At 38.3% G+C, this 2,425-nt stretch carries 1 pseudogene; it reads right to left on the reverse strand.

Annotated elements, in window-relative coordinates:
• Nucleotides 1-2,425 (reverse strand): annotated as a pseudogene (locus MHN29_RS18240) (hypothetical protein); the annotation flags it as partial.

Raw genomic sequence — 2,425 nt, forward strand, 5'->3', positions numbered from 1 at the left:
ACTTCACTTGGAACTACGGTTACCACTGCATCACAATTATCGGTCGCTGTTAATACCTCCATTGCTGGAATATTATCACAACTCACAGTTATATCACCTGGTAAACTCTCTACAAACTCTGGTGCTTTGGTATCTTCTACTGTAATTGATTGTATATGTGTTGTGGTATTTCCTGAACAATCACTTACGGTCCACTTTCTTGTGATTAAGTATTCTGATCCACAAGCATCGTCATCGCCACTGGTTACTTCACTTGGAACTACGGTTACCACTGCATCACAATTATCGGTCGCTGTTAATACCTCCATTGCTGGAATATTATCACAACTCACAGTTATATCACCTGGTAAACTCTCTACAAACTCTGGTGCTTGGGTATCCTCTACTTCGATTGTTTGTGTATGTGTTGTGGTATTTCCTGAACAATCACTTACAGTCCATGTTCTTGTTATTGTGTATACTGATGCACATTCATCATCCTGTCCTGTAATCGCTTCTGAGTAATTTACCGTTACTTCTGAATCACAATTATCGGTCGCAGTCAATACTTCAGCCTCTGGAATGGCATCACAACTTACGGTTGTATTCTCTGGTAAGCTTTCTACAAACTCTGGTGCTTTGGTATCTTCTACTGTAATTGATTGTATATGTGTTGTGGTATTTCCTGAACAATCACTTACTGTCCATTTTCTTGTGATTAAATATTCTGATCCACAAGCATCGTCATCTCCACTGGTTACTTCACTTGGAACTACGGTTACCACTGCATCACAATTATCCGTTGCGGTTAATACTTCCATTGCTGGAATATTATCACAACTCACGGTTATATCACCTGGTAAACTCTCTACAAACTCTGGTGCTTTGGTATCTTCTACCGTAATTGATTGTATGTGTGTTGTAGTGTTTCCTGAACAATCACTTACTGTCCATTTTCTTGTGATTAAATATTCTGATCCACAAGCATCGTCATCTCCACTGGTTAATTCACTTGGAACTACGGTTACCACTGCATCACAATTATCCGTTGCGGTTAATACTTCCATTGCTGGAATATTATCACAACTCACAGTTATATCACCTGGTAAACTCTCTACAAACTCTGGTGCTTGGGTATCTTCTACTGTAATTGATTGTATATGTGTTGTGGTGTTTCCTGAACAATCACTTACTGTCCATTTTCTTGTGATTAAGTATTCTGATCCACAGGCATCATCATCGCCACTGGTTACTTCACTTGGAACTACGGTTACCACTGCATCACAATTATCCGTTGCGGTTAATATTTCCATTGCTGGAATATTATCACAACTCACGGTTATATCACCTGGTAAACTCTCTACAAACTCCGGTGCTTTGGTATCTTCTACTGTAATTGATTGTATGTGTGTTGTGGTGTTTCCTGAACAATCACTTACGGTCCATGTTCTTGTAATTAAGTATTCTGATCCACAGGCATCATTGTCCCCACTGGTCACTTCACTTGGAACTACGGTCACTGTTGTATCACAATCATCCGTTGCTGTTAATACTTCCATCGCAGGAATATTATCACAACTAACTGTTGCATCCACTGGTAAGCTTTCTACAAACTCTGGTGCTTTGGTATCTTCAATTATAAATTTAGCTGTACTTGTACTTGTATTTCCACAAGCATCTGTGGCTGTAAATATTACTTCTACTTCTCCTACAAAACTACATGTGTAATCCAATTCAGTAAAATTATTACTCCATGAAACTACACTACAAGCATCTGTCGCAATTGCTCCCCCATTATTACTTAACCATGTGTTTAGCTCACTTAAATTACCTGAACCATCACACTCTACTGTACTATTTGAAGCCTCTGTTCCTATTACAGGTGCTGTATCATCTTTTATTAAATATCCTGCAACTACTGAACTCTGATTACCACATGCATCAGTTGCTGTAAATGTTACATTAATATAACTTCCATCACATTTAATCGATGTATCATTTCCATAATCATTAGTCCAAACAACACTACTACAATTATCTGTTGCTGTTGCTCCTGCATTATTGTCTAACCAATCTTGTAACGTTTGTGTTGTATTACCTACTCCACATTCAATATCTATATTAGCTTTATTTGTTTCATCTATTATAGGTGCTGTATTATCTTCTACTGTAATGGTTTGTACTTTACTTGTGGTATTTCCACAATCATCGGTTAAACTCCATGTTCTGGTGATTACTTGTTCTCCTTCACAGCTTCCTGCTGCTACTGAATCACTAAAAGTAGCCTCTAAACTTGTATCACAATTATCTGACTCATCGGTTACATCTCCTGTTATTCCTACACTGGCATCATAGGTACAATCCGCTGCGGCATATATTGTTGTGTTTGCTGGAACCGTAAAGTCTGGTGCCGTGTTATCTTCTACCGTAATGGTTTGTACTTTAC

The organism is Tenacibaculum sp. Cn5-46, assembly GCF_022347705.1.
GTDB lineage: Bacteria > Bacteroidota > Bacteroidia > Flavobacteriales > Flavobacteriaceae > Polaribacter > Polaribacter aiptasiae.